The organism is Weizmannia acidilactici (assembly GCF_008974185.1).
GTDB classification, from domain to species: domain Bacteria; phylum Bacillota; class Bacilli; order Bacillales; family Bacillaceae_C; genus Weizmannia; species Weizmannia acidilactici.
Window position 1 is genome coordinate 25,572 of sequence record NZ_BKZP01000024.1, and the last position, 24,868, is coordinate 50,439.

General features: G+C 45.5%; 21 protein-coding genes, 2 pseudogenes and 1 riboswitch. Of the genes and pseudogenes, 6 read left to right on the forward strand and 17 right to left on the reverse strand.

Going from position 1 to position 24,868, the window contains the following annotated elements:
* Nucleotides 1-69 precede the first annotated feature (69 nt).
* The 9 genes and pseudogenes from BpJC4_RS11050 to BpJC4_RS11090 form a co-directional block, all read right to left on the reverse strand.
* Entirely contained in the window at nucleotides 70-1,959 is a 1,890-nt protein-coding gene (locus BpJC4_RS11050; protein ID WP_151697904.1) for a beta-glucoside-specific PTS transporter subunit IIABC, read from the reverse strand.
* Between the two features lie 219 nt (nucleotides 1,960-2,178).
* Nucleotides 2,179-3,018 (reverse strand): annotated as a pseudogene (gene licT / locus BpJC4_RS11055) (BglG family transcription antiterminator LicT); the annotation flags it as partial.
* A gap of 377 nt (nucleotides 3,019-3,395) precedes the next feature.
* Nucleotides 3,396-4,043, reverse strand: coding sequence for a pyroglutamyl-peptidase I (gene pcp, locus BpJC4_RS11060; RefSeq protein WP_151680634.1), 648 nt, complete (start codon nucleotides 4,041-4,043; stop codon nucleotides 3,396-3,398).
* A gap of 12 nt (nucleotides 4,044-4,055) precedes the next feature.
* Nucleotides 4,056-5,009 carry a DUF979 domain-containing protein gene (locus BpJC4_RS11065; protein WP_151697905.1) on the reverse strand — a complete coding sequence of 318 codons (954 nt, stop codon included), beginning with the start codon at nucleotides 5,007-5,009 and terminating at the stop codon, nucleotides 4,056-4,058.
* Nucleotides 5,006-5,710: a DUF969 domain-containing protein gene (locus BpJC4_RS11070; RefSeq protein ID WP_151680636.1), complete on the reverse strand. Its 705-nt coding sequence runs from the start codon at nucleotides 5,708-5,710 to the stop codon at nucleotides 5,006-5,008. The genes BpJC4_RS11065 and BpJC4_RS11070 overlap by 4 nt, the downstream gene beginning before the upstream one ends.
* Before the next feature lie 25 nt (nucleotides 5,711-5,735).
* Complete coding sequence (locus BpJC4_RS11075) at nucleotides 5,736-6,503, reverse strand: LamB/YcsF family protein (RefSeq protein WP_151680637.1); 768 nt, start codon at nucleotides 6,501-6,503, stop codon at nucleotides 5,736-5,738.
* Complete coding sequence (locus BpJC4_RS11080) at nucleotides 6,490-7,500, reverse strand: 5-oxoprolinase subunit C family protein (protein ID WP_151697906.1); 1,011 nt, start codon at nucleotides 7,498-7,500, stop codon at nucleotides 6,490-6,492. The genes BpJC4_RS11075 and BpJC4_RS11080 overlap by 14 nt, the downstream gene beginning before the upstream one ends.
* A complete protein-coding gene (pxpB, locus tag BpJC4_RS11085) occupies nucleotides 7,497-8,204 on the reverse strand; it encodes a 5-oxoprolinase subunit PxpB (RefSeq protein WP_151680639.1) in 708 nt (235 codons plus the stop codon). The genes BpJC4_RS11080 and pxpB overlap by 4 nt, the downstream gene beginning before the upstream one ends.
* Nucleotides 8,205-8,329: 125 nt before the next feature.
* Nucleotides 8,330-8,700 (reverse strand): annotated as a pseudogene (locus BpJC4_RS11090) (YkvA family protein).
* A gap of 336 nt (nucleotides 8,701-9,036) precedes the next feature.
* Between BpJC4_RS11090 and BpJC4_RS11095 the strand changes: the two are divergent.
* Both BpJC4_RS11095 and BpJC4_RS11100 read left to right on the forward strand, forming a co-directional pair.
* Complete coding sequence (locus BpJC4_RS11095; protein WP_151680640.1) at nucleotides 9,037-10,248, forward strand: MFS transporter; 1,212 nt, start codon at nucleotides 9,037-9,039, stop codon at nucleotides 10,246-10,248.
* Between the two features lie 66 nt (nucleotides 10,249-10,314).
* Entirely contained in the window at nucleotides 10,315-10,767 is a 453-nt protein-coding gene (locus BpJC4_RS11100) for an OsmC family protein (protein ID WP_151680641.1), read from the forward strand.
* Nucleotides 10,768-10,990: 223 nt separating this feature from the next.
* Here BpJC4_RS11100 and BpJC4_RS11105 read toward each other — a convergent pair whose 3' ends face one another.
* From BpJC4_RS11105 to htpG, 5 genes are all read right to left on the reverse strand, one after another.
* Nucleotides 10,991-11,713 (reverse strand): amino acid ABC transporter ATP-binding protein, encoded by a 723-nt coding sequence (locus BpJC4_RS11105; protein ID WP_151680642.1) that lies wholly within the window; start codon nucleotides 11,711-11,713, stop codon nucleotides 10,991-10,993.
* Complete coding sequence (locus tag BpJC4_RS11110) at nucleotides 11,706-12,365, reverse strand: amino acid ABC transporter permease (RefSeq protein WP_151680643.1); 660 nt, start codon at nucleotides 12,363-12,365, stop codon at nucleotides 11,706-11,708. Before BpJC4_RS11110 ends, BpJC4_RS11105 begins: the two co-directional genes overlap by 8 nt.
* 77 nt (nucleotides 12,366-12,442) lie before the next feature.
* Nucleotides 12,443-13,249, reverse strand: coding sequence for a transporter substrate-binding domain-containing protein (locus BpJC4_RS11115; RefSeq protein ID WP_443098245.1), 807 nt, complete (start codon nucleotides 13,247-13,249; stop codon nucleotides 12,443-12,445).
* A 90-nt stretch (nucleotides 13,250-13,339) separates the two neighbouring features.
* Nucleotides 13,340-14,524, reverse strand: a complete 1,185-nt coding sequence (locus tag BpJC4_RS11120; protein WP_151680645.1) for a M20 family metallopeptidase — start codon at nucleotides 14,522-14,524, stop codon at nucleotides 13,340-13,342.
* Between the two features lie 176 nt (nucleotides 14,525-14,700).
* Complete coding sequence (gene htpG, locus BpJC4_RS11125; RefSeq protein WP_151697907.1) at nucleotides 14,701-16,578, reverse strand: molecular chaperone HtpG; 1,878 nt, start codon at nucleotides 16,576-16,578, stop codon at nucleotides 14,701-14,703.
* A gap of 168 nt (nucleotides 16,579-16,746) precedes the next feature.
* Nucleotides 16,747-16,894, forward strand: a riboswitch (adenosylcobalamin (AdoCbl) riboswitch).
* A gap of 56 nt (nucleotides 16,895-16,950) precedes the next feature.
* Between htpG and BpJC4_RS11130 the strand changes: the two genes are divergently transcribed.
* The 4 genes from BpJC4_RS11130 to BpJC4_RS16170 are packed head-to-tail and all read left to right on the forward strand — an operon-like array spanning nucleotide 16,951 to nucleotide 19,869.
* Nucleotides 16,951-18,339: a prenyltransferase/squalene oxidase repeat-containing protein gene (locus BpJC4_RS11130; RefSeq protein WP_151680647.1), complete on the forward strand. Its 1,389-nt coding sequence runs from the start codon at nucleotides 16,951-16,953 to the stop codon at nucleotides 18,337-18,339.
* Nucleotides 18,340-18,345: 6 nt separating this feature from the next.
* A complete protein-coding gene (locus BpJC4_RS11135) occupies nucleotides 18,346-19,068 on the forward strand; it encodes a DUF4430 domain-containing protein (protein ID WP_151697908.1) in 723 nt (240 codons plus the stop codon).
* A 12-nt stretch (nucleotides 19,069-19,080) separates the two neighbouring features.
* Complete coding sequence (locus tag BpJC4_RS11140; RefSeq protein ID WP_151680649.1) at nucleotides 19,081-19,644, forward strand: ECF transporter S component; 564 nt, start codon at nucleotides 19,081-19,083, stop codon at nucleotides 19,642-19,644.
* 51 nt (nucleotides 19,645-19,695) lie between these two features.
* Nucleotides 19,696-19,869 (forward strand): hypothetical protein, encoded by a 174-nt coding sequence (locus tag BpJC4_RS16170; protein ID WP_172967558.1) that lies wholly within the window; start codon nucleotides 19,696-19,698, stop codon nucleotides 19,867-19,869.
* Nucleotides 19,870-20,029: 160 nt separating this feature from the next.
* Here BpJC4_RS16170 and BpJC4_RS11145 read toward each other — a convergent pair whose 3' ends face one another.
* From BpJC4_RS11145 to BpJC4_RS11155, 3 genes are all read right to left on the reverse strand, one after another.
* Entirely contained in the window at nucleotides 20,030-23,368 is a 3,339-nt protein-coding gene (locus BpJC4_RS11145) for a DEAD/DEAH box helicase family protein (protein WP_253724315.1), read from the reverse strand.
* 18 nt (nucleotides 23,369-23,386) lie between these two features.
* Nucleotides 23,387-24,580 (reverse strand): restriction endonuclease subunit S, encoded by a 1,194-nt coding sequence (locus tag BpJC4_RS11150; protein ID WP_151697910.1) that lies wholly within the window; start codon nucleotides 24,578-24,580, stop codon nucleotides 23,387-23,389.
* Nucleotides 24,581-24,591: 11 nt separating this feature from the next.
* A partial coding sequence (locus BpJC4_RS11155; RefSeq protein ID WP_151697911.1) for an N-6 DNA methylase occupies nucleotides 24,592-24,868 on the reverse strand: 277 nt, incomplete at its 5' end.

The window sequence follows — 24,868 nt, forward strand, 5'->3', positions numbered from 1 at the left end:
TCACCCTTTTACTCAAGATTTTAATATTTCATTGGGACTGCCACGGGGATGCCGCCGTGGCAGTGATGTTTACACTAACACTGTTAAAGCCGTGTCATGAATGGAAATTTTGCTGTTTTGTGCTGGGATCACATCCAAGTAGTCCGGCGTGTTGGTAATAATAACCGGTGTTACCACTTCGTATCCTGCTTCTTTAATTTTTTCCATATCAAATTCGACGAGCAGATCTCCTGCTTTTACCACATCGCCTTGATTTACACGTGCTTCAAAATATTTCCCGTCCAGTTCAACGGTATCCATTCCGACGTGGATTAAAATTTCGGCGCCGTCTTCAGAAGTAATCCCAATCGCATGCCGTGTTTTGAAAAGTGTTGTAACAATGCCATTTACCGGTGAGTACACTTTCCCTTCAGACGGCTCAATGGCAATCCCTTTCCCCATTGCTTCGCTTGAAAATGCTGCATCTTTCACAGCAGTTAACGGAATGGTTTTCCCGTTCAACGGGCTTTTCACTTCCAGTACACGGCTTTCATTTGGCTGGACTGCTTTCGTTGTTTTTTCTTCTTTGTCTTTAAATCCGAATGCAAAGGTCAAAATGAAACCGATGATAAAGCTTGCAACAAGTGCGATGATGGAGCTCCAGAATGCAAGGTCAAGCCCTGAACCCGGTTTGATAAAAGCCGGAATGACGAATACGCCCAAGCCGCCGAGCATCCACAATTTTCCGCCCAGCGCACCGATAATGCCGCCGCCGACTGCACCGCCGATACAGCTCATGATGAATGGTTTTTTAAGCGGTAATGTTACCCCGTAAATGGCCGGTTCGGTTACCCCGAAAATCCCTGAAATGAACGCTGGAATCGTGAGGGCTTTCAAACCTTTGTTTTTCGTTCTCAGCATAACGGCCAGTACTGCGCCGATTTGTGAAAAACAAACCATGACAGATGTTGCTAAAATCGGATCATATTTCAAAGTAGCCAGGTTGTTCATTGCAATTGGAATAAGTCCCCACTGGAGGCCGAACATAACGAACACTTGCCATAAACCGCCAATCAAAATACCTGCAACAGCCGGGCTTAAATGGTAGAGCCAAATGGTTGCTGCACCGAGCAATTGTCCAGCCCATGTCGAAATCGGGCCAATGACAAGGAATGTGAGCGGTACCATGATCATGATCGTTAAGAACGGGACGACAAATGTTTTGACAACGTCCGGAATCACTTTTTTGAGGCCATTTTCCAATTTAGCTGTAAAATACGATGCGACGATAATTGGAATAACCGATGATGTGTACGTCATTAAAATAACCGGAATGCCTAAGAATGTTACATGAATTTGTGATTCAAACAAACTGCCGCTAAATAACGTATAAAGCGCTTTCCCGGAAGACAAAGTGGACAACGACGGGTGGCAAAGCGCTGCGGCTAGTGCCATGCCGACAAATGGCGTGCCGCCGAATTTTTTCATTGCCGTGTAGCCAAGGAAGATCGGCAGGAATGTGAACAATCCGTCACCGGCATAGTTCAGCAGGTTATAAGTCCCGGATGTGGATGAAACCCAGTGAAGCGCGAGAATTAATGCAGCTACACCTTTGATCATCCCGGTTGCAGCCAATACGCCTAGAACAGGAGTGAATACGCCTGAAATCATATCAATGAATGCAGAAAGCGGCCCTACTTTTTCTTTTTCCCCGCCAGCATCCTGGCCTTCGGTTGCGCTGATGTTGCCGACTTTCAGGAGCGTTGCGTACACATCAGGCACATGGTTTCCAATTACGACCTGGTACTGGCCGCCGCTTTTCATGACGGTTACCACACCATCCAAGTCTTTGAGTTCTTCCGTTTTTGCAATGGATTCATCTTTTAATTTAAACCGAAGCCGTGTGACACAGTGGAAAACGTTGTTAATGTTTTCCTTTCCGCCAACGAGAGCCAAAATATCTTTTGCCAGTTTTTTCATGGCTCATTATAATCACCTCATATTTTTTCAATTATATTAAACTTTTTTTCAAATAAAAAACCTAAACCGAAAACACGCAGGAGACACGTCTGCCTCTATGTGTAAACGGTTTAGGTTTTGCCTGCTTTACCAGTAACAATCCTAATAGAAATCTTCATATGAAGTTTACGTTTATAATATAGCGTGCGCTTTCATATTTTGTCAACACTTTTCTTAAAATTATTTTATTGTTTTATTCCGGTTTGTTACACGATGGATATGAACCGTTAAATAAACTTTTTCGTCATTGGTGAGTGACCAATTAAAGTCATGCTCTAAATAGACAGCAATTTTTTCTGTGCAGGCATAGGCATCAGGATATTTACGCCTGATTTGTTCAATGAAAAAGGGTTCCATCGTCTCTTCGAGTTTTTCTTTCTGAATAAACCGGATGGCGAAGTAGCGGAGATGGGTTAAAAACCGTTCATAATTTACTGAACCCTCATCCAGTTCCATCTTAAAATGATATTTTACAATATTCAATATCGTATTGACCATCTCGGTAATTTGAACAGCGGATGACATATTTTCCCCTGACAGCTGGCTGTTGACCAGATGCAGTGCAATCGCCGCCGCCTCATCTTCCCCAAGCGCAACACCCGTATCTTCTTTGATAATTTGAAGCGCTTTTAATGCGACTTCAAACTCTTGTTTATAATATTTCCGGATTTCCCATAAAAGCGGATTTTTTAAATCAATCCCTTGTTTATGCCTGCTAATGGCAAAACTGATATGGTCAGTCAAAGCGATATATAAATATTCATCTAACGAATACGGAAGTTGGGATTTGGCATACTCCAATATTTTTGCAGAGATATTTAAATATTGGGTCGGAATATCCTGCAACAATTTGGAGAGTTTTGCAGATATCGCATGGTTCTCCAGCACAAACGTTTTTTCAACTTTCTCATGGTTAATCGTGTCTCCCGCTTTTTTCTGAAAAGCCAATCCTCTCCCCATTACAACAACTTCCTGGTTTAATTCGTTAGTTGATACAACTACATTGTTATTTAATACTTTTTTTGATTTTCATCGCAATCGCCCTTTAGATAGATATGCCACAATCAGGAACGGAAAAGAAATCCGCACCGGTACATTTTTACTAGCATCACATCTATTTTTATAATTTTAATCCATCGCTGTCAACCAATAGAGAAATCAATTTGCCAGTACCATCTCTTTTCGATATGCACCATCTTAAAGCCTGACTGGCGCCGAAAAAAAGAAACCCGTAACATGGCGAGCTGGACGCACATGTCAGGGTTTCGCCTGCCGAACAGTCACGATCCCATTGAATCAATCAGCGATTTCGGTAATCGATTACATTATACATTATAAATGATTTTGTGAAAGTGTCAACAATTTTAAAGCGGAAAGCCGCAGCCTTCCGCCTCACATCAATGCAGCGCCCCGCCGGTTTCCGCAATGTCTTTTTCTGTTGTGGCGGAGACCACCGCGACAATTTCCAAAGCTTTCACGATTGTATCAAGGGCCATGCTCGGATCTCCGTTTTCCGTCGTTTGTTCCGGGATGTACGGGATATGGATGAAGCCTGCGCGAACCTTTTTTTTGTTTTTTTCTAAATAATGCAGGACACCGTAAAAAAGATGGTTGCACACAAACGTCCCGGCGGAATTTGAGACTGCTGAAGGTATCCCTGCTTCCCGCAGCCGGCTGACAATCATTTTAATCGGAAGGGTGGACCAGTATGCCGCCGGCCCGTCCGCTTCAATCGGAACATCGACCGGCTGCTGCTGTTTGTTATCCGGGATACGGGCGTCATCGATATTAATTGCGACGCGCTCCGGCGTGATTTGCGCCCTCCCGCCTGCCTGCCCGACGCATATGACCACATCAGGCTGATGGCGGTCAATCGCTTCTGTTACAGTCCGAATCGATTCATAAAAAACAGTCGGCACCTGCTGCGTAACAATCCGGATGCCTTCAATGTTTCTTCCGTCCAACTGTTTAATCGCTTCAAGCGCAGGGTTGAGTTTATCCCCCCCGAAAGGCTCAAAACCTGTTAAAAGCACTTTTTTCCCCATTTTCCTCTCCTCCTATCTGACTAAAAGATACATCAGGATAATATTAAACGCGAGCGTCATTAACGCGGTCGGGAGCTGCACACGAATGACATGATTTTTATCTTTTAAATCAAGCAAAACAGCCGGCACGATATTGAAATTGGCTGCCATCGGGGTCATGAGCGTGCCGCAGTAGCCGGCAAACATCGAAATCGCGGCAATCTGGTCCGCATTGGCACCAAACCGTTTAATCAAAAACGGGATGGCGATCCCCGCCGCCATCACCGGAAAAGCAGCAAACGCATTGCCCATGATCATCGTAAACAACGCCATGCCGACACAGAAAACGAACACGATCCAGAAAACCGAATTTTCTGGGGTTACTTTTGTAATAAGTTTCGAAACGACTGTGCCGACCCCTGCTTTTGTAAAAATGGTACCGAGCGTTGCCAAAAGCTGCGGCAGGACAACAGCCCAGCCGATTGCTTCCAAAAGGCGCCGCGATTCTTTGAATGCGGTTTGAGGCCGGCTTTTCGTCAATAACATCGCCGTGAGGATCGCAATGATACATGCAACCCCAAGGGCAACAAGCGTAGGGTTTGAAGGGTCAAGCAGCAGCCGGGAACCGATTTTTACATTCACCAGCAGTTTTGAGCCCAGTACAGTTAGAATCGGGATCAATAATGCCGGCAGAAAAAGCCAGTTCCCTAAACGCTTGCGTCGGGCTTCAAGCTCATCCGGCGCCGTCTCACCGTATCCGCCTTTTTGCAGGCCACCGAATGCCACGATGACTACCATTGCCAGCACCATTAGACCGATGTAAAATGGCGGGATGATTTTTCCAAACAGCAATGTAATGGCGTAAATAAAATAAAACAGGCCGGATAGGATGCGCCTTTTGTTCGTTTTGTCAAAAAACGTATAGAAAGAACAGAAGAGGCAAACGATCCCCATGGCGATGTAAATCCATTCCGTTGAAATGATCATTTTCTCACAACCTCACTATCCATTTTTCCTCTACCCGGGTTCCCAAGCTTGCGGTCCAGTTTCCGGTCAAACAGGCGGAGACGGATAGAATGGACGATAAACACAAAAATCGCTGTCGGAAGGCCCCAAAGCGCCATGAAAATCGGATCTGCTTTTATCCCATTCTGGTCAAAAAATCCTTTCATTAAAAGAATCGCACCAACTGCGACAAAAATGTCTTCACCGAAAAACAAGCCGATATTGTCAGCAGCAGCAGCCTGGGCACGGATCTCTTCCCGGTCTTTTTCCGGCACTTCACCGTATTTTGCCTCCGCCGCCCCTTCAGCCATCGGCGCAATGAGTGGGCGCACCGTCTGCGGATGGCCACCGAGGCTGTTTAACCCAAGGGCAGCGGCAATCTCACGGATCAGCAGATAAAAGGTCAATATTTTCCCAGCTGATGCCGCCTTGATTTTTGAAACAAGATGTTTTGACTGGTTTTGCAGCCCACTTCTTTCCAAAAGACCGATGACCGGCAGGGTAACAATTAAAATTGACATATAACGGTTAGTTGTAAAAGCTTCTCCGAACTGTGTGATCAGTTCTTTAAGCGGAAGACCCACGATCAGTCCGGTGGCAAGGCCGGAAACGGTTACCACGACAAGCGGATTGAATCTGAGCGCAAAACCAATGATAATGAGTGCGACACCGATTAAAGCCAAACCCATTCACTCCTTTATACACGCTTTATAAAAAATTGCTGATTTTTTCTATTTTGATTCCTTCGTGCTCCAGTGACTGCCGGATAAACTTCGCAAAAACAAGGGCCTGTTGGCCGTCGCCGTGGATGCAGATCGTATCGGCCTGGACACGGACATCCTCCCCTTGTACGGATGTGACGCTGCCTTCTTTGATCATCCGGATCACTTGGTCTGCGGCGGTTTCGCGGTTTTCGATCAACGCGCCGGGTTCACGCCTCGGCGTCAGCGAGCCGTCACGTTGATAGGTCCTGTCGGCAAACACTTCACTTGCTGTCTTCAGGCCGGTTTTCGTGCCGGCTTTCACGAGTTCCGATCCGGCCAGACCGAACAGGATGATTTCGGGATCAACGTCATATACTGCTTTGGCAATGGCTTGTGCGAGCTCCCGATCTTTTGCCGCCATGTTGTAAAGGGCGCCGTGCGGTTTGACGTGCTGGATTGTCCCGCCTTCCGCTTTCGCAAATGCAGCCAAGGCGCCGATTTGATAGACGGTCATATCGTATGCTTCCTGCGCAGAAATCTGCATGTTTCTGCGCCCGAACCCGGCGAGGTCCGGAAGCCCGGGATGTGCGCCGATCCCAATTCCTTTTTCAAGCGCCATGCGGACGGTTTTCCGCATGACGGCAGGGTCACCGGCATGGAACCCACACGCAATGTTTGCCGATGTAATCAAATCAAGGATTTCCTTATCGCATCCAATCGTATATGCGCCAAAACTTTCTCCCATATCGCAATTCAAATCAATGCTTGGCATGGGTGCCCCTCCTTTTTTCCTGATAGAAAATCGATTTTTTCAGCAGGCGGATTTGTTTTTCCCTATCTATATAAAGTGCCTGGGCTTCCTCCAGCGAAATTTCTTGAAATCTGACCTTGTCCCCCAGCTTCAGCTGCGCCATCAGCGGAAGGTCCACCGCTGCAATTTGTGCGATTTTCGAATACCCGCCGGTCGTTTGCCGGTCCGCCAATAGGACAATCGGCTGCCCGCCGGACGGCACTTGGACCGTACCGAAACAGACGCTTTCCGACAACATTTCCTGTGCCCTTTTGAACTCCAGCCCCGGCCCTTCCAACCGGTAGCCCATCCGGTCGGAATCGCGGGAGATACGGTACGGCTTCCGGAAAAATTCCTGTATGCTTTCATCCGTAAATAATTCGGCATGCCGCCCTTTTATTACCCGGATGGTTGGAAACGTGCCGTAATCCGGCATAATGGTTTTGGAAACTGACCAGCTTGCCTGCAGAGAACCATCTTCGAATAATGACTGGAGCTGTTTTGATAATTCCCCTGGCATTCCGACTTGGATCTCGTCCCCCGCCTTCAGGGTCCGGCCTTGAAAACCGCCGATCCTGGCCCGCAAGTATGTCGATTTGCTTTTTAACACAGTTGGGACCGAAAAACCGCCGGCCACCGCCAAATAAGCCCGGCAGCCGGTTTCCGCCTGTTTGATCCGCAGTTCGCTTCCATTCTCAACCCTTACCGGACGCCAAAGCCCGATCGGTTTGCCGTTCAGATAGGCATGGAAACGGCCGCCGCAGATGGCGATCAGCGCATCTGTTTGGAACTCGAGAACCGGCCCCGTTACCGTGATTTCGATTGCAGCCTCGTTTTCCGGGTTACCGACGAGCAGGTTAGCGATGCGGTGTGCAAAAGGATCCATGGCACCGCTTTGCACAACCCCAAATTTTTGGTAACCCGTTCTCCCCAAGTCTTGTATCGTTGTCAGCATGCCCGGTTTGATGACCTTGATCATGACGGCATCATCTCCAGCTCTTTATATTCCTCGGCACTGACCGGCTGAAAACGGATCTTATCCCCTGCATTGAGCAAGCTTGGGCTGTCTTTTTCCGGCAGGAATAATTTTAACGGGGTGCGCCCGATGATCTGCCAGCCGCCCGGCGTTTCGATCGGGTAAATGCCGGTTTGTTTGCCAGCAATGCCAACGGATCTTTCCGGGATCCTCAAGCGCGGCGTCTTTTTTCTCGGGGCTGCGATCTCTTCCGGCATCCCCCCAATATAAGGAAAACCCGGTGCAAATCCAATCATATAAACCGTATAGTCGCCGGATGCATGGATGTGGATGACTTCTTCAGGAGTGAGGCGGTTTACACGGGCAACATATTCCAGATCAGGCCCGAATTCGCCGCCGTAGCAGACCGGGATATCGATGACACGAGGTTTTCGGAGGGGCGCTGCAGACTCTTTCTCCAGCAGTTGTGTTAAATACCTTGAAACATATATGTACGGGTTTTCTGAGGTTTGCTTATAAATTTTGAACGGGTCATATAGGACGGTGACTGTTGTATAAGCGGGAATATATTCAATCATCCACTTGGGAAAATGGTTTTCCAATAATGAAACGATCGTTTGCACTTTCCTGTGGTTTTCAAGGCTGATTTCTTTTCCCGCTTCAATCAGGACTGCGCAGTCGCCTTCCGGGAATAACTGATAATCCAACATGGTCACCTCCATTTTCAAAAAGAATTATATTTATAAAAATTATTAATATATTATTATTTTATAATAACAAAATTATTTCTGTTTTACAATTTAAAAACCCCGGCAGGAATATGCTGCGGGATTCATAACTTTTGGTCAATTTTCGATGTATGCACCAACTCTCCAAACCATTGTTTCAGTTTACCTTTTGCCTCGGCTTTCACATTGTCATCAATATACATAGCCACCTGGATCAGCGCAAGGCCGAGGGCGCCAAGGTCATCCGTGAACCCTGCCGGCAAAATATCCGGAAATAGATCGGTTGGCAGAATAAAATACCCGAGCGCGCCAATAATGGTCGCTTTTGCTTTTTTCGGGACGTCCGGTTTTTGCAGCGTATAATAAAGAAGTAGAACGGCACGTTTATGCCGGCTTTTTGGGCAAATTTCTTCAGTTTTTCCCAAAAACTTTGTTCCGAAAAATATTTCCTTGCTTTTTGCATGCGCGTTTCCATTTTTACCAGTAAATGTGCCACTCTATTTGCCCCCTATTTAAGTCTATTTTGCCTGGAAATGGTCCCGGGGGAAACAATGTTAAAACTGAAAAGGGTCGTTCATCGCTTGACGGCCTCGTCTTCTATTTCTTCCCTCAGAGTGGATCCTCTTTTTGTTAAATTCTTAGTATGAATTTTTTATTATTCAAAGTATAATCTGAGTGCCACAAGAGTCGCAACGATTGCACCCATTATTTCTGGTATAGAAATGCATTGAATATTCTTTCGATGAAGCCTTATAATGGAATTACCGATTTTTGCACGATGGCAAACAGGAAAAGAGGGGATTTACTTTTTATGGACAAACCGAAATTGTGGACGAAAGACTTTATTATGGTTTCATCCACAAATTTTTTTACGCATGTCGTGTTTTATTTATTAATGACAAGCGTTGCTATGTATGTGACAACCGCCTATCACGCAAGCCAAAGCATGGCCGGGCTGGCAGCAGGAATATTCGTCCTGGCTTCGTTAGTCGCGAGATTATTTGCAGGAAAATATTTGGACAGAATTGGGCGTAAGCGGGTGCTTGTCGGATCTTTGATTGTGTTCTTCGTGGTCATGGTGCTCCATTTCCAAGCGGACAGCCTCGCATTTTTGATGGTGCTACGGTTTATCCAGGGGGCGATGCACGGCGCAATCACAACGGCGGCGGGCGCGATTGTTGCCGACATCATTCCGAATGAGCGCCGCGGCGAAGGCACCGGCTATTATGCGACGAGCATGAATTTGGCAATGGCAATCGGCCCATTTTTAGGCATGTTTATCATGAGAATCGCCGATTTTCATATGATCATGTTGGCGGCAAGCATCATTGCACTGATCGATCTGATCTCTGCTGTATTTTTAACCGTTCCGAAAGCGGACTTGACCGAGCAGCAGTTAAAAGAAATGGCTCGTTTTCAAGTAAGAAATTTTTTCGAACCGGCCGCGCTGCCGGTTTCAGTAGCGGCTTTCGCGGTCACGCTCGCCTATTCCAGCCTCCTTTCTTTTTTGTCCCTTTATGCAAAAGACATCCACTTGGTGAATGCCGCCAGTTATTTCTTTATCGTCTATGCAGCAGCACTCATATTAACGCGGCCGTTTACAGGCAGATGGTTCGATGAGCACGGGGAAAATTTTGTTATTTACCCGCTTTTGATTTGTTTAACAACCGGTTTTCTCCTGCTCAGCCAGGCGCACAGCGGTTGGATGCTGCTTGCGGCAGGCGCACTGATCGGAATCGGTTACGGCACCGTGCAGTCGTGTTTCCAAGCCATTGCCATCAAACTTTCACCGCCGCACCAAAAAGCGCTGGCAACGTCGACATTTTTCATTTTTATTGATCTGGCAAGCGGCGCGGGGCCTTACCTGCTTGGGATCGCGGCCGGATTCATGAGTTTCCGCTTCCTTTATCTTGCGGTTGCAGGCTGGATTGTCGCGGGCATTTCCATTTATTATGCCGTGCACGGAAAAAAGGCGAAAATGGAAAGAAAAACGGCGGTTGCAGAAAGCATAAATAAATCATAATGCCGGCCGCCGCCTTTTAAAAAAATGCCGGCAATTTTCATAGAAAATCGGTTGGAGGAATAGCAAATGGCAGTACACCACTTTCATTTAAAGGCAGACTGGCCCGGCCTGCGAAATGATGTGGGCACAATTGATTGTGGAAATTTGGTGGCGAAGATTTCTATACCCCCGGAGATGGACGGCCCCGGCGTCGGGACAAATCCTGATGAAATGCTCCTGGGGGCTGCGGCAACCTGCTATATCATTACGCTCGCGGCCATGATGGAGCGCAGCCACTTGGAGAAAGAACAGCTGACGATGGAATCGGAAGGCATTGTGGATGTAACCAATGGTGTATTTACGTATAAAAAAATGATCCACCGCCCTGAAATTGTGCTGAAACCGGACGCAACCGACAAGGACATCCGGCTGGCGTACACTCTGGCCGAAAAAGCAGAAAAATCATGCATGATCAGCCGCGCCATTCAGGGGAATGTTGAGCTCGAATTACAGGCAGCTGTGAAAAGAGCCGCAAAATAGTGATGCTGGCTTTCCGTGGCATTTACGATTAAAAGCACAATCACAGGACGAACTTGTTTCGCCTTGTTACTTATGAAAGACACTTGTTTCAATATTTAATTGGCATTTGTCTTTCATCGCATCAATGAAAACACTTATATCAAATCTCTGATTGGTTTTATCAAAGCAGAACTTAAGAGGAAGTGCTAAAAAAAGCAGCCGAGAAAAATAGCGGCTGCCTTTTTTACAATACCTTATCCAAAAAGTCCTGTGCCCGGGTTGTCTTTGGATGGCTAAAAAATGCTTCAGGGGTGCCTTCTTCTAAAATTTTCCCGCCATCAATGAAAATAATGCGGTCGGCCACTTCTCGGGCAAAACCCATTTCGTGCGTGACGATCATCATGGTCATGCCGGTCTGGGCCAAGTCTTTCATCACGTTTAATACTTCTTTTACCATTTCCGGGTCAAGAGCGGAAGTCGGCTCGTCAAACAACATCAGCTTTGGCTCCATTGCCAGTGCGCGGGCAATTGCCACCCGCTGTTTCTGCCCCCCGGAAAGGTTATTTGGATACGCCCCTTCTTTTTCCGTCAGGCCGACTTTTGCCAAAAGTTCCCTTGCCTTGGCCTCTGCATCCTGGCGTTTCATTTTTTTGACTTTCATTGGAGCATAGGTCAGGTTTTCCAGAACCGTTTTATGTGGAAAAAGATAAAAATGTTGGAAAACCATACCAATTTCTGAGCGCACTTTCATAATATTGATTTTCTTATCTGTAATTTCTTCCCCGTCGATCCAAATCCTGCCTTTTGTCGGCTCTTCCAAAAAATTGAGGCACCGCAGAAAAGTGGATTTGCCGGATCCGGACGGGCCGATGACAGCAACAACTTCCCCTTTGTCTACATGTGTGGAAATATCTTTCAGGACTTCGTTATGGCCGAATTGTTTATAGAGATGTTCCACTTTAATCACTGTATTTCATCTTCCTTTCCAGCTGTCTGCCGAGCACCGTCAAGATAAAGACAAGCACCCAATAAATGACGGCTACAAACAGGAGCGGTTCAAAGTTGCGGTAAATTTGTGCTCCGACAACCTGGGCGCGGCGCATCAGGTCCAAATAACCAATAGTGGAAACAAGGGCAGACTCTTTTGTCAAGGAAATGAATTCATTCATCAGTGCAGGCAGAATATTTTTCATCGCCTGCGGCAGGATCAAATCTTTCATCATTAAATAGTACGGAACCCCTAGCGCCTGGGCGGCTTCTGTCTGGCCCTTGTCCACTGCCTGGATCCCGGCACGGATGATTTCCGACACATAAGCAGCCGAGTTCAGGCCGAACGCCAAAATGGCCGAAAGAAACGGCTTGATATCATACCCGGTCAGCTGCGGGATTGCAAAATATATGAGCATCAATTGAACAATCAATGGCGTGCCGCGAAAAATCGATGTATAAATATCACCGATCCATTTTAATGTTTTGATACGGGATATTTTAAACAATGCGAAAACCGTCCCGAGTACAAAACCGAAAAGAATCGCAAAGAAAACAAATTTTAATGTTACCCATATTCCTTTTAACATAAAAGGAATATAAGGCACAATTTGGCTGAAATCCAAATTCATGCCTTACACCTCACCTTGTTAGTTTAATGAACTTCTTGAAAAAACAGCGCCCTGCTCAGCAAGGCGCCTGCATGCAATTACTGTTGGTCAATTTTCCATTTCTTTTTCAATTCAGCAAGTTTACCGTTCTTTTCAGCTTTTGCCAACACTTTGTTGACTTTTGCCGTCAATTTGCTGCCTTTCGGGAAAGCAACAGCCATGCCCGGCGAACTGGAAGTCGGATCATCAAAGCCGGCCAGATTTTGCTTTTTAATATAACCTTCCGCAACGGATTTATCCAAATAGGCGACTTGAATGCGCTTAGAAAGCAGTTCTTCAACTAAGTTTGTCGAGTTATCGAGTTTTTTGACATTAAAATTGTACGTTTTCTTCAGCTTATCAGCGCCTTCTTCCTGGATGGTGCCCAATTGGACGCCGACGGTTTTGCCCTTAATATCTTCCAGCTTCTTGATGTTTGAACCTTTCAATGTCACGAACATTTCCCCTGAATGGTGGTACTGCGTGGAGAAATCAACGTTTTTGGCGCGTTCTTTCGTGGCGGACATCCCGGAAAGCACCATATCCACCCGCTTCGATTGCAGGGCGCCAATTAAACCGTCAAATTTCATATCTTTAATTTCCAATTTATATCCTAATTCTTTTGCAATATAGTTAGCCAGATCAATATCAAAACCGACAATTTTCCCGGAAGTATCCCTTGTTTCAAACGGGGCAAAGTCGGCTGATGTGCCCATGACCAATACCTTTTCTTTTTTGTTGGCGGTGTTTCCGCTGCTTGATTGGCCGCAAGCTGTCGTAATCACCATTGCAAATACAAGTGCGATGCCTAAAACGATCTTTTTCACAATTTTTCCCCCTATGAAAGTATCAAACTTGCGAAGCATTTTTATTCAACAAAATGAATTTTAACACGATGTGGAATATTTGAGAAGATATTTATTCAAAAAAAATATTTTAAAATATTGTCAGTTTGGTCAGCTTTTCACTGGCATTTTGTTTTTGACCTTTTCTTCAAATTCACGCTTCATGTTTTCAAAGATTTCTTTGTCGGTAATCAGGTCATAACCGGTCATCGCCAAGGCCAATGCCCCGCTCGATAAAACCTGGTGGGAATTGTCCGTAATCGTCGTATCGGCAAATTCCTTCGTATGGGCGACAAGGCCCGGGGAATCCAGGCCGATATACGGGTGAATGGCCGGCACGACATGGCTGACATTGCCCATATCGATCGAACCGTAAGATGACCTTGGTTTCTTTACTTCTTTTACCTTTGTTGTTAAAAGGTTTTTCGTGAACAAATTGGACAACGTTTCGTTTGTCACCATATTGTCGTAGCTTAATTCGTAGTTTGAAATATGCACTTTGGCGCCCGTCATCATAGCCGCACCTTTTGCAATATTTTTCACCTTTTCGACCACTTCGTTTAAATATACACGGTCTTTGGCGCGCACATAAAATTGGGCTACCGCTTTATCCGGCACGATATTTGCGGCAATCCCGCCTTCTTTAATAATGCCATGGATGCGGACATCGGAAGTGACATGCTGGCGGAGCGCATTTACGCCGTTAAACAATTGGATCGCCGCATCAAGCGCGTTGATGCCGTCTTCCGGATTAGAAGCCGCGTGCGCCGATTTGCCGCGGAAATCAAACTGGATTGCATCCATGGCAAGCGATTCTCCGCTTTCATAGGACTCATCGGCCGGATGTAAGATCATGGCAGCGTCAATATCATTGAAAATACCCTGTTCCGCCATCGGGACTTTAGCACCGTTCGTTTCTTCGGCCGGCGTACCAAGGACAACCACGCGTCCGCCGATCTCATCGATCACTTTGCTTAAAAGTACGCCGGCGCCCGCGCTCATCGTACCGATCATATTGTGGCCGCAGCCGTGACCGACACCGGGAAGCGCATCGTATTCCGACAGAAACGCAATTGCCGGCCCCTCTTTTTGGCTGTCATATACCGCTTTGAATGCGGTCGGCCTGTCCACGATCCCTTTTTCTACCGTAAAACCATGGACTTCAAGGAAGTCTGTGAGCAGTTTCATTGAATTGTATTCCTGGTCGCCGAGTTCCGGATGGTGGTATAAGGTATCGCTCATTTCCCAAAGCTTCGACTCTATTTGTTTCAGATGCTGCCTGAGTTGTTCTTTCATTTGGAATATCCCCCTGCTGTTCTATGCCGTGTTGTGCACATCGCAAAATTAATATTTATGAATAATATGTTATAAATATACAATAAATCATAAGGTTCGGCAAGTGTTTTTTCAAAAAATATCACGCAAAAATAAAAAGGCCCTACCCCCTGTATGGGATAAAGCCTTTTACAACTTTACACCATTAGTTTGCAAATATCATTCGTGAATGCGACCGGATCTTCAATATCGAGTCCTTCAATCAGCCGCGCCTGGTTGTACAGCAGGTTTGTATAAAGCGTGCATTTGTCTTTATCGTTTTCAAATACTTCTTTTAAGGCGCGGAACACATCGTGGTGGACGTTGATTTCGAGCACTTTGTCGGCTTTAATGTTTTGCCCGTTCGGCATCGCGTTCAGCACTTTTTCCATTTCAATCGACACTTCGCCGTCCGTTGTGAAGCAGACCGGGTGCGATTTTAACCGGTGCGATGCGCGCACATCTTTCACCTTGCCGTTCAAAGCCTTTTTCATGAAATCAAAGAGATCTTTGTTTTCTTTTTCTTCCGCTTCCGTTTCTTTTTTGTCTTCCTCTTCAAAACCGAGGTCGCCGCTTGATACCGATCTGAATTCTTTTTCTTTGTAATTCATGAGCATTTTAATCGCAAACTCATCGATATCTTCCGTGAAATAGAGGATTTCATACCCTTTGTCGGCGACAAGTTCAGTCTGCGGCATTTTTTCAATCCGGTTAATCGATTCGCCGGTTGCATAATAAATGTATTTCTGGCCGTCCGGCATGCGGCTGACGTATTCATCGAGCGTCACAAGTTTCTTTTCTTTTGACGAATAGAACATCAACAGATCCTGCAAATCTTCCTTATGGGCGCCAAATTCATTGTACACGCCGAACTTCAGCTGGCGGCCGAAAGATTTATAAAACGCTTCGTACTGTTCCCGGTTTTCCTTCAGGAGATTGGCCAGCTCGCGTTTGATCTTGTTTTTAATATTTTTCGCGATCAGTTTCAGCTGGCGGTCATGCTGCAGCATTTCCCGCGAAATATTCAGGGAAAGGTCTTCCGAATCGACCATCCCTTTGACAAAGCTGAAATAATCCGGCAGCAAATCCGGGCATTTTTCCATAATCAAAACGCCGTTCGAATACAGTTCAAGGCCTTTTTCGTATTCCGGCGTATAGTAATCAAACGGAATTTTTTCCGGGATGTAAAGAATCGCGTTGTAACGCACAGCCCCGTCAACTTTAATATGGATATGTTTCACCGGTTTATCAAAGCCGTAATGCTTTTCCATGTAAAAATTCTCGTAATCTTCGTCTGTCAGCTCGTTTTTGTTTTTGCGCCAAATCGGCACCATGCTGTTGAGAGTCTGTTCTTCTTTCACTTCCTCATACTCGTTGTCGCTGCCTTCTTTCAGGCGCCTTTCTGTCACATCCATTTTGATCGGGTAGCGGATGAAATCAGAATATTTTTTTACAAGCGCCTTCAGCCGATACTCTTCCAAAAACTGATCGTAATCTTCGTCTTCCGTATTCTCTTTCAGTTTCAAAATAATATCGGTGCCGTAGCCGTCTTTTTCGCACGGCTCGATCGTATAGCCTTCCGCGCCTTTCGACTGCCATTTATAGGCCTGGCTACTTCCCACTGCTTTCGAAATGACCGTAATTTCATCGGCAACCATGAATGCGGAGTAGAAACCGACGCCGAATTGGCCGATCAAATCATACCCGTCTTTGCTTTCATTTTCATTTTTAAACGCGAGCGAACCGCTTTGTGCAATCGTGCCAAGGTTATTTTCGAGTTCTTCTTCTGTCATGCCGATCCCGGTATCGGAAACCGTCAAAGTCCGGTTTTCTTTGTCCGGGGTAATTTTAATATAATAGTTGTCTTTATCAAACGTTAAATTTTCATCGGTCAGGGCTTTGTAATAAATTTTATCGATCGCGTCGCTGGCGTTTGAAATCAATTCCCGCAGGAAAATTTCTTTTTGTGTGTAAATCGAGTGGATCATCATGTCCAAAAGCCTTTTCGATTCCGCTTTAAATTCTTTTACCGCCACATCGATCTCCCCTTTATATGTAAAAAATCGTTTCCGGTTCTGATTTTAGCACTCAAAACACCAGAGTGCTAACATACTATTATTTAGCACAGTGCCGGCCGTTTGTCAATGAAACGGCAGCCGAAAATGTTCTTTCCAACAGTAAAATGATGGCTTATAATTAGTAATTGACATTTAAATACGGGCTTGGGCGATGGAAATAGGTGAAAATCCTATACGGTCCCGCCACTGTGATGGAAAAACTTTTCCTAAGTCAGGTCTTTCTCCCAAGCTGTCGGTTTATTTGGAGCCTACGAGGTATAGGCGAAAAATTTTTTCTGCCCTTGTATACCTCTGCGTACAAGGGTTTTTTTATGGAAAGGAGAGAGTGATATGGTTGGAAAAAGGTTGAGGGGACTCATCTGGGGGATAGCCTTCGTTTTGGCCTTCGCGGTTCCGTCACATAGTTTTGCGGCTGTTTCGGTAAGCAAAGACATTGCGGATACAGCTTCATACTTTAAATCATCAGCATTAAATTCCGATTTTGTGGTGGCTGCATTGGCGAAGGAAAATCTGCTGACAGCCAATGAAATCAAACAGTACCGCAGCGTTATAAAAGAAAGGGTTAATTCCAAAACATTAACCGGAACGGAACTCGACAAAACGATCATTGCTTTAAAAGCGATCGGCGAGGATCCGGCAAATTTTGAAGGCAAAAATCTCGTGAGAAGCGTGTTTGAAACAAAGGAAGAAAGCACTACGACCGGCTACGCCTACGATTTAATCGCCTTGAATACGGATAATTATTCGATTCCGGGCGATGCGCCGAATACGCCGGCAAAAATCGCAGCCAAACTTGTGGATTTAGAGCTTCCAGACGGCGGTTGGAGCTGGGGCCCGTCCGCAACGGCCTCGGATGTGGATTCAACCGGGATGGTGCTGACCGCTCTCGGGACGTATCAGGATAGGCATGATGAGGATGTAAAAAATGCCATACAGGACGGCATTAAATACTTAAAAGCGGCGGAAAAGGACAATGCCGGCTTTGACAACTGGGGTATTAATTCATGCAGCACCGCCCAGGCCATTATAGGACTGACTTCCGTTGATGTTGACCCTACAACAGGGGATTTTGTAAAAAGCGGCACAAATCCGGTATCGATGCTCAGCACTTTTAAGGATACAAAAAACGGGGGCTACAAATGGATGGCAACGAGCGATGCTTCCGACAGCTTTTCCACAGAACAGGTGCTTCAGGCACTCGTCGCCTATGACCTTTTCCAAAAAGGAGATACGCTGTACGATTTTACGCAAAAAAGCAGTACGGGCAGCACAGCCGCAACGGAAAACGGAAACAGCAATCCGGATTCGGGCAATACGGCTTCAAAATCAGCCGGATCAGGAAACAGCAGTACGGATACCGCAAGCCAATCAAGTTCCAATACAGCATCCGGCAATTCTGCGGCTGCCACGAATGTGATTGAAAAGAATACAAAAGAAGTGATCACCAAAACCAATACCATCACGAAAAACAACACCATTACCAAAAAGGCGGTGGACACAAAACAAACGCCGGCAAAAACGAAAAAAACTTCGAATGCCGATAAAAAAGCAGCCACTGCAAAGGCTTCAGCTGCACCGGCAGAAAAAGAGCAGCAGCCCCAAAAAGTGGTGACCACAAAAACAACGGGCGTCTCTCCTGTGCACGGTTGGGTCGGCTCCATTTCGACCGGTGTAGGCGTCATCCTGCTTGTCATTCGGAAAAGGCTGTTGGGGGTGTGACCGGGAATGAAATTAAAAAGTATCATCATTGACAGTGTTGCGGTGCTTTTGATCGCGTTCGGCGCCTGGTTTTTTATCGATGGTTTCCATACTGAAACAAAAACGGTCAAAACGTATTCTGCGGCCACACAAACTGCAAGCATCCCAGCCAAATCGGAGGATGCAGCGCAAACAAGCACCGCTGCCGGCAGCAGTGGCAGTAAAACCAAATCAGACAGCAACCCAAGTGCTGCAAACAGCAAATCCGGCAGCTCCAATGATACACTCAGCAAATCTTCTACTAAGAGCAAAACCGGGGAAACGCCGGCTTCAAAAACGGCTACAACGGTCAGCACAACCCAAAGTACGTCATCCGGCGCTTTTTCATCAGATTCTGGAAGCAGCATCGCAGGCAGCAGCCCCAATGCATCTTCCGAAAAAAAAGCCGAAACGGTTTCTTTAACGGTTAAAGGCTACAAAGGAACCATTTTTAGCGGCAAATATGCATACCACAGCGGCGATACCGCCTTTACGCTGTTAAAAACCGCTGCTTCTGCGGAAGGTATCAGCCTCGATTACTCCGGATCTGGTGCAACCGCCTATGTGAAAGGCATTGACGGGCAGAATGAAGGGGATAAAGGCGGCATGAGCGGCTGGAAATATAAAGTGAACGGCAAGGAGCCGAATTATTCAGCGGGGACGTATAAACTGAAAGCCGGCGACCAGGTCGTATGGTACTATTCTGAATAGGAGATGTTTCAAATGGAAAAACAGCCGGTTGAAAACAGAAAATCGGCCAAAACGGCTTCACAGGTAACGAGAAAGATTGCCCTCCTCGCTGTGCTGGCCGCACTGAGCATCGCCGGAAGAATTTTTATGGCTTCGATTCCGAATGTCCAGCCGTGCACCGTCATCATTATTTGCAGTTCATTCGTATTCGGGATCCGTTTCGGGCTGGCCCTTGCATTTTTAACCGTCTTCGGTTCCGACATGTTTCTCGGCATGGGTTTTTTTGCCATCATGCAGTTTATTGCCTGGGGAAGTGTCGCCGTGCTTTCCGGCCTGCTCGGCAAGAAACAGTTTTACAAAAAAGTCCCGCATATTGTGTTGTGTTTGTATGCTGGATTTACCGGCATTCTGTTCGGCTTTATGGTTTCATTGAATTATTTATTTATCGGCGGGCCGTATGCGTTTTGGACTTACTACCTTGCCGGCCTGCTTTTTGATGGCTACCATGCTGCAGGGAACTTTGTGATTTACTTGATTTTGGGCCCAATCCTGATCAAATTAATTGCAAAAGAAAAAGAACGGATATACGGCGTTTAGGAACAAGGCTGCCCCTTTGTTGCGGGCAGCCTTGTTTGACTGTTCCCGCTAATGATTGCCGCAAAAAACCGCCATAAGGACAGCAAGATGTTGCTGAGTTCAGAAGTGCATACCACCAGCCCCCAATTAAAAAAGAAAAAACTGACCGGAGCGAACGCAACCGCCTTCATGAATCAGAAAGCGCCGGAAATTGACGCACTCAAACAAAGCGGACAATCATTTTAAAACTGGCCCACTGATATAAAGAATGGAAAAGAACCGGAAAGACACCATCATGATGGATTTCTCCGGTTCTTGATCATCTATCTATAGGCGAAAAAGCAAAACGATTACTCTTCATGCTTTTTGGAACAGGTTTTTTCACCCTTTCCATCCGCCTATTTGCTCATGCCCCGGCGATTTCCTCCGCGTTCCGGTTGATGGTGTCAATGATGCCGATAATTTTCCTGGCATCATCCATATTGTCTTTAAAAATCTCGACAATGCTGCCGACGGTTTTGAACGGTTCCTGCTGCAACACTTTTTTATCAAGCGTACCGTTTTTCACAACATAATCAACGATCAGTTTGACAAAACGGACCTGGTTCAGATTCAGCCGCTCTTCAGAAAGGAATTCCGAAAATGCCGCATTGGCTGCTTTCGGGTCAAGCCCGACGATTTGGCGGACCAGTTTTGTAATTGGCGTATTGCCGAAATCTTTCTCGTAATCTTCTTTCGTGCCGAGTTCTTTCCACAAGATGTTTTCGAGCGCCACCACATCAGCGGCGGTCAGCGGTTTATTATTGTTTAGTTTGTAAATCGCAATCTGGTCTTTATGCGCCTGCAAATAATGGTGCACCTTTTTCTTGTAGCTTTGCAAATCGTTCACTTCGTACATTGGGCCGTTTTCTTTCACTTCCAGCACTTCATCCTGGAAATTCGTATAATAGATTTTCTGCGTTTCTTTTTCGATAAATTTGATCAAATCGCGCAGTGCTTCACGGACGGCATCGAGTTCAAACAGATCGGCGCTTTCCCAAAACTCCTCAGTCCGTACTTTGTCAATCACAGGCTTTTGTTCAAGCACTTGCGGAATCGTGCCGAGCTTCGACAATGCTTCCGCCGTTTTCACAACGCTGCGGATTGGTTTTGTGGCATTTTTCATTTGCAGCTTCGCGAGCTCAATCGTATACATGACCAGGTCGAACCTTTTCGCAAACTCATCTTCCACAATCGGTATGACAATCGGCGAAATGTGTTCCTTGATTTCATTTGTATCAAGCACGGACAGTGATTGCCAGTTGCTGCGGTTCCGGAATTTTTCCACCTGTTGCAAATGATGGCGGACACGGAAATTTTCCTGGTCAAGCACGAGGATGCTTTTCACCGCTTCTTGCACCAAATCGTTGCGATGGCGAATATATGCTTCTTTTTGGTAATCGCTCCCCTGCAATTCACGGATGATGTCAACTTTTGCATTGAACAGTTTTTCGGTAAGGCTTTTGCCGACCTCCCCTTCCATGCCTTTCGGGTTTTCCCGGAAAAATTCGAAGTTCCCGCAGTAGTCAAAAATGAGGAAATGCGTTTTATCCTGGCCGATCCCGAACAGGTCCGGGCAAAGTCTTGTCCCGCGGCCAATCATCTGCCAAAATTTCGATTTCGAGCGCACTTTTTTGAAAAAGACAAGATTGACCGCCTCCGGAATATCGACACCGGTATCGAGCATATCAACAGACACGGCGATTTGTGGAAGCTTACGCCGGTCGGAAAAATCATCGATCAAACTTTGGACGTATTTCACGCTGTAATCAATGACTTTGGCAAAATGGCCGCCATACTCAGGAAAAAGATGATCAAACCGATCGACAATCACTTCGGCGTGGTGGTGGTTTTTTGCAAAAATAATCGTCTTCCCGAGCTTATCCCCGCCTTCCACCTTAAGACCTTTTTCCATGAGATTTTTTAATACAGTATCAATCGTATTTTGATTAAACAACCATTCATTTAACGCCGCACTGTCAATGTCTTTTACATTTTCTTCATCTTCAAATGTTTCCTCAAACGCTTCTTTTTCCTCATCCGATAAATCATCGTAACGGATGCCTTCTTCAAGGAATTTCAGTTTCGTTTCAATTGTGCGGTAATCAACCAGGTACCCGTCTTTTACCGCCTGGTCGAGTTCATAGGCAAAAGTCGGCACACCGTTCTCAAGGCCGAATACTTCATATGTATTTTTGTCGATCTCGTCTTTCGGCGTCGCTGTCAGCCCGAGCAGGATTCCATCAAAATAGTCAAAAATGCTGCGGTACTTTTTGTAAATGCTCCGGTGCGATTCATCAATGATGATGAGATCGAAATGGCCGACCGTAAACAGCTTTTTACCGTCTTTCCTTCTTGCCTCGTCGATCGCATTCATCATCGTCGGGTATGTAGAAAAGACCATCCGTGCTTCTTCCGGGTTATCTTTGTTATCGAGCAGGTTGCACAACGTCAGGCTCGGCAGCAAAGTATTAAAATTTTTATATGCCTGGTTGAGCAGCGTTTTCCGGTCCGCCAAAAACAGCACATTTTTCACCCAGTTATGCCGCGTAAGGACATCGACAACGGAAATCGCAGTTCTTGTCTTCCCGCTTCCTGTCGCCATAACAAGCAGGGCTTTGCGCTGGTTGCGGGAAAGCGCATTGCAAACAGCGAGAATCGCTTCTTTTTGATAATAGCGGTTTGTGATGTTGTCGTTCACCCGTATATTGTTAAGCTGCCGTTTCATCTCGCGGCGATTCAAAAGCAGGCTCAATTCCTCTTTATTGTAAAAGCCCGACACTTTCCGCGGCGGATAAGGCTCGTGCCAAATATACGTTTCAAATCCGTTCGTGTAAAAGATGACGGGGCGCGTGCCTGTCATCTTTTCTATGCAATCCGCATACAGCTTTGCCTGCTGACGGCCGATTTTCGCGTCTTTTGACGTCCGCTTTGCTTCAACCACTGCGAGCGGCTTGCCGTTTTCCCCGAATAAAACGTAATCGGCATAACCTTTTCCGGTCTGGTTCGGCATCCCGCTGACCGGATATTCACGTACAATGTCTTTGTTGAATTCCCAGCCGGCCAGTTTTAAGTCAAGATCAATGTATTTGAGCCGTGTTTCGAATTCCTTCAGCTCGTCGACATGGAAATCGTAATCCTGCGTGTTTTGCTCACGTTTTTCAGCGGTTTTTTGGCGCAATGCCTCGTTTTCTTTCATCAGTTCTTCAAGTTTTTTGTCTTTGGAGCTGAGTTGTTCATACAAATCTTTCAGCTCTTCCGGACGCACCCGCTTCTCTTCGCCGACAGGCAGCAATGATTCGTCGAAATCACCAGCCGTAAAGGTGTCGGAGTAGCAATAATCAATCCAGGAAACAAACTGGTAGAGATGATGCAGGGACAGCACCGCCTCATCACGGGTCACCGGCGCATTCGTATGGACGGACACATTGCCAAGTTTGACGACATATTTCATCATAGGGAGCAGTTCTTCATCGATAATCCCCAAAAAATTGGCGTCATGGATCAAACTGGAGAGATTATCCTGATACGGGATTTTTAGCGCCCCATCATACTGGTACACCCACTTCACCGCCAGTTCCAGCGCCCGCCGCGACTGGATCGCACTCACCGCCGGACTCACCACCAACGCCTTCTCCGCCTCCAAGCAAGCCTTTGCAAAACTCCGGTACTGCTTCTTCTCTTTCAAAAAATCAAAGTTCGACACCCATATCCCCCCCTTGGATTAGAGAGCTGACACTTCTTCCTTTTCGGTAAATAATTCGCCTTTGAAGGCACGTTGAAATATTGATTGTTGCATATCTTGCAATTTTAGAAGACTTTGTTTGAATACCTCTTTTTGTTTCTGTATATGGTATATAATTTGAATAAAACTTTTTTGATCGTCTATTGTTGGTATCGTCGTTTTGTACTGGTCGAAGAATTGTTTAGGTACACGTTTTTGGCCGGCACTTCCCGTCATACTCATCTCAGCAGCTGTTCTAAATTCAGGTAAAGAGGTTAAATAAAATAGCCATTCACTACTTATATTTTCTTTAGGCCTTAATACGTGAAATTCTGTCGATCCAAATCCAATTCCGTTTCTTAAATTTCGTGCGATTGCACCCTTCCCATTTTCCATACACGGGGTAATTTTTGCAAATAGTACGTCATTTTCTTTAAAATAAGTGAATCCCTTGTTTACTTCTTTTACTTTACGAGTTTCAGTTAAATCAATATCACCTTTTTCAGAGACCTTCGACATTGGAACAAATGATACTTCTAAATCATCATTAATATCCCTTATTTCATTTTTGGTGGGGTTGATATCACAAATCTTACTCAATGGTACCTTTTCAGCTGCTTGATCCCCAAACATCTCCAAAAACACACTTTGCGTTAATTGGTCTAACGCTTCTATTTGTGCTTTTCGTTTGTCGATGAGTTCTTGGGCCTTGTCTAAAACGTCAACAACTTTGAGTTGATAATCTATCGGAGGTATCTCAATTTGGAAGTCTGAAAATTGCCTTTTATTAATAATTGGAACTACAGGTGCATTTGCTATAAGCTGAAGTTTTTTTCTATCATTCCATATTTTATAAGCTAAGTACTTTTCATTGACTATATTTTTATTAGGGACAATAGCATTTAATTGTTGATTAAATGCAGCCATTTCTTGTTTTAGTATACCAACTTTACCTATAATTCCAATACATGTAACTAACACACTGCCTTGTGGCAAAATGCGAGCATGTTCAGCACCTTTATTAGATAAGTACTCTTTCGATTCGTTTAACATTGTTATTCTATCTATATACAAATCATCGGGTTTGATAAACATAACATCCTTTGAATCATAAAACTCACTATTACTTTTACTAGGTGTATTTCCTGTAATTACTTCACCTATATCTTTTAACTTATATGTTCTAAAATTCATAGAACTTCACACTACCCTCTAATCATTTGTTTCAACTCTTGTAATCCCTGCATAATCTCTTTTTCCAACGCTTCCACTCTTTCAAGTATCATACTCGGCGCTTCATACTGCACTTCTTCATACTCAATCTCTTTATACTTGTTAATCGAAAGGTCATAGTCGTTTTCACGAATTTCTTCCACCGGCACAAAGAACGATTGCTCTGTCCGTTTCCGATCTTTTTCTGCTTCACGGTTATGGAAGCGCGCAATGATGCCCGGAATATCGTTTTCTTCAATCGGGGTGCGC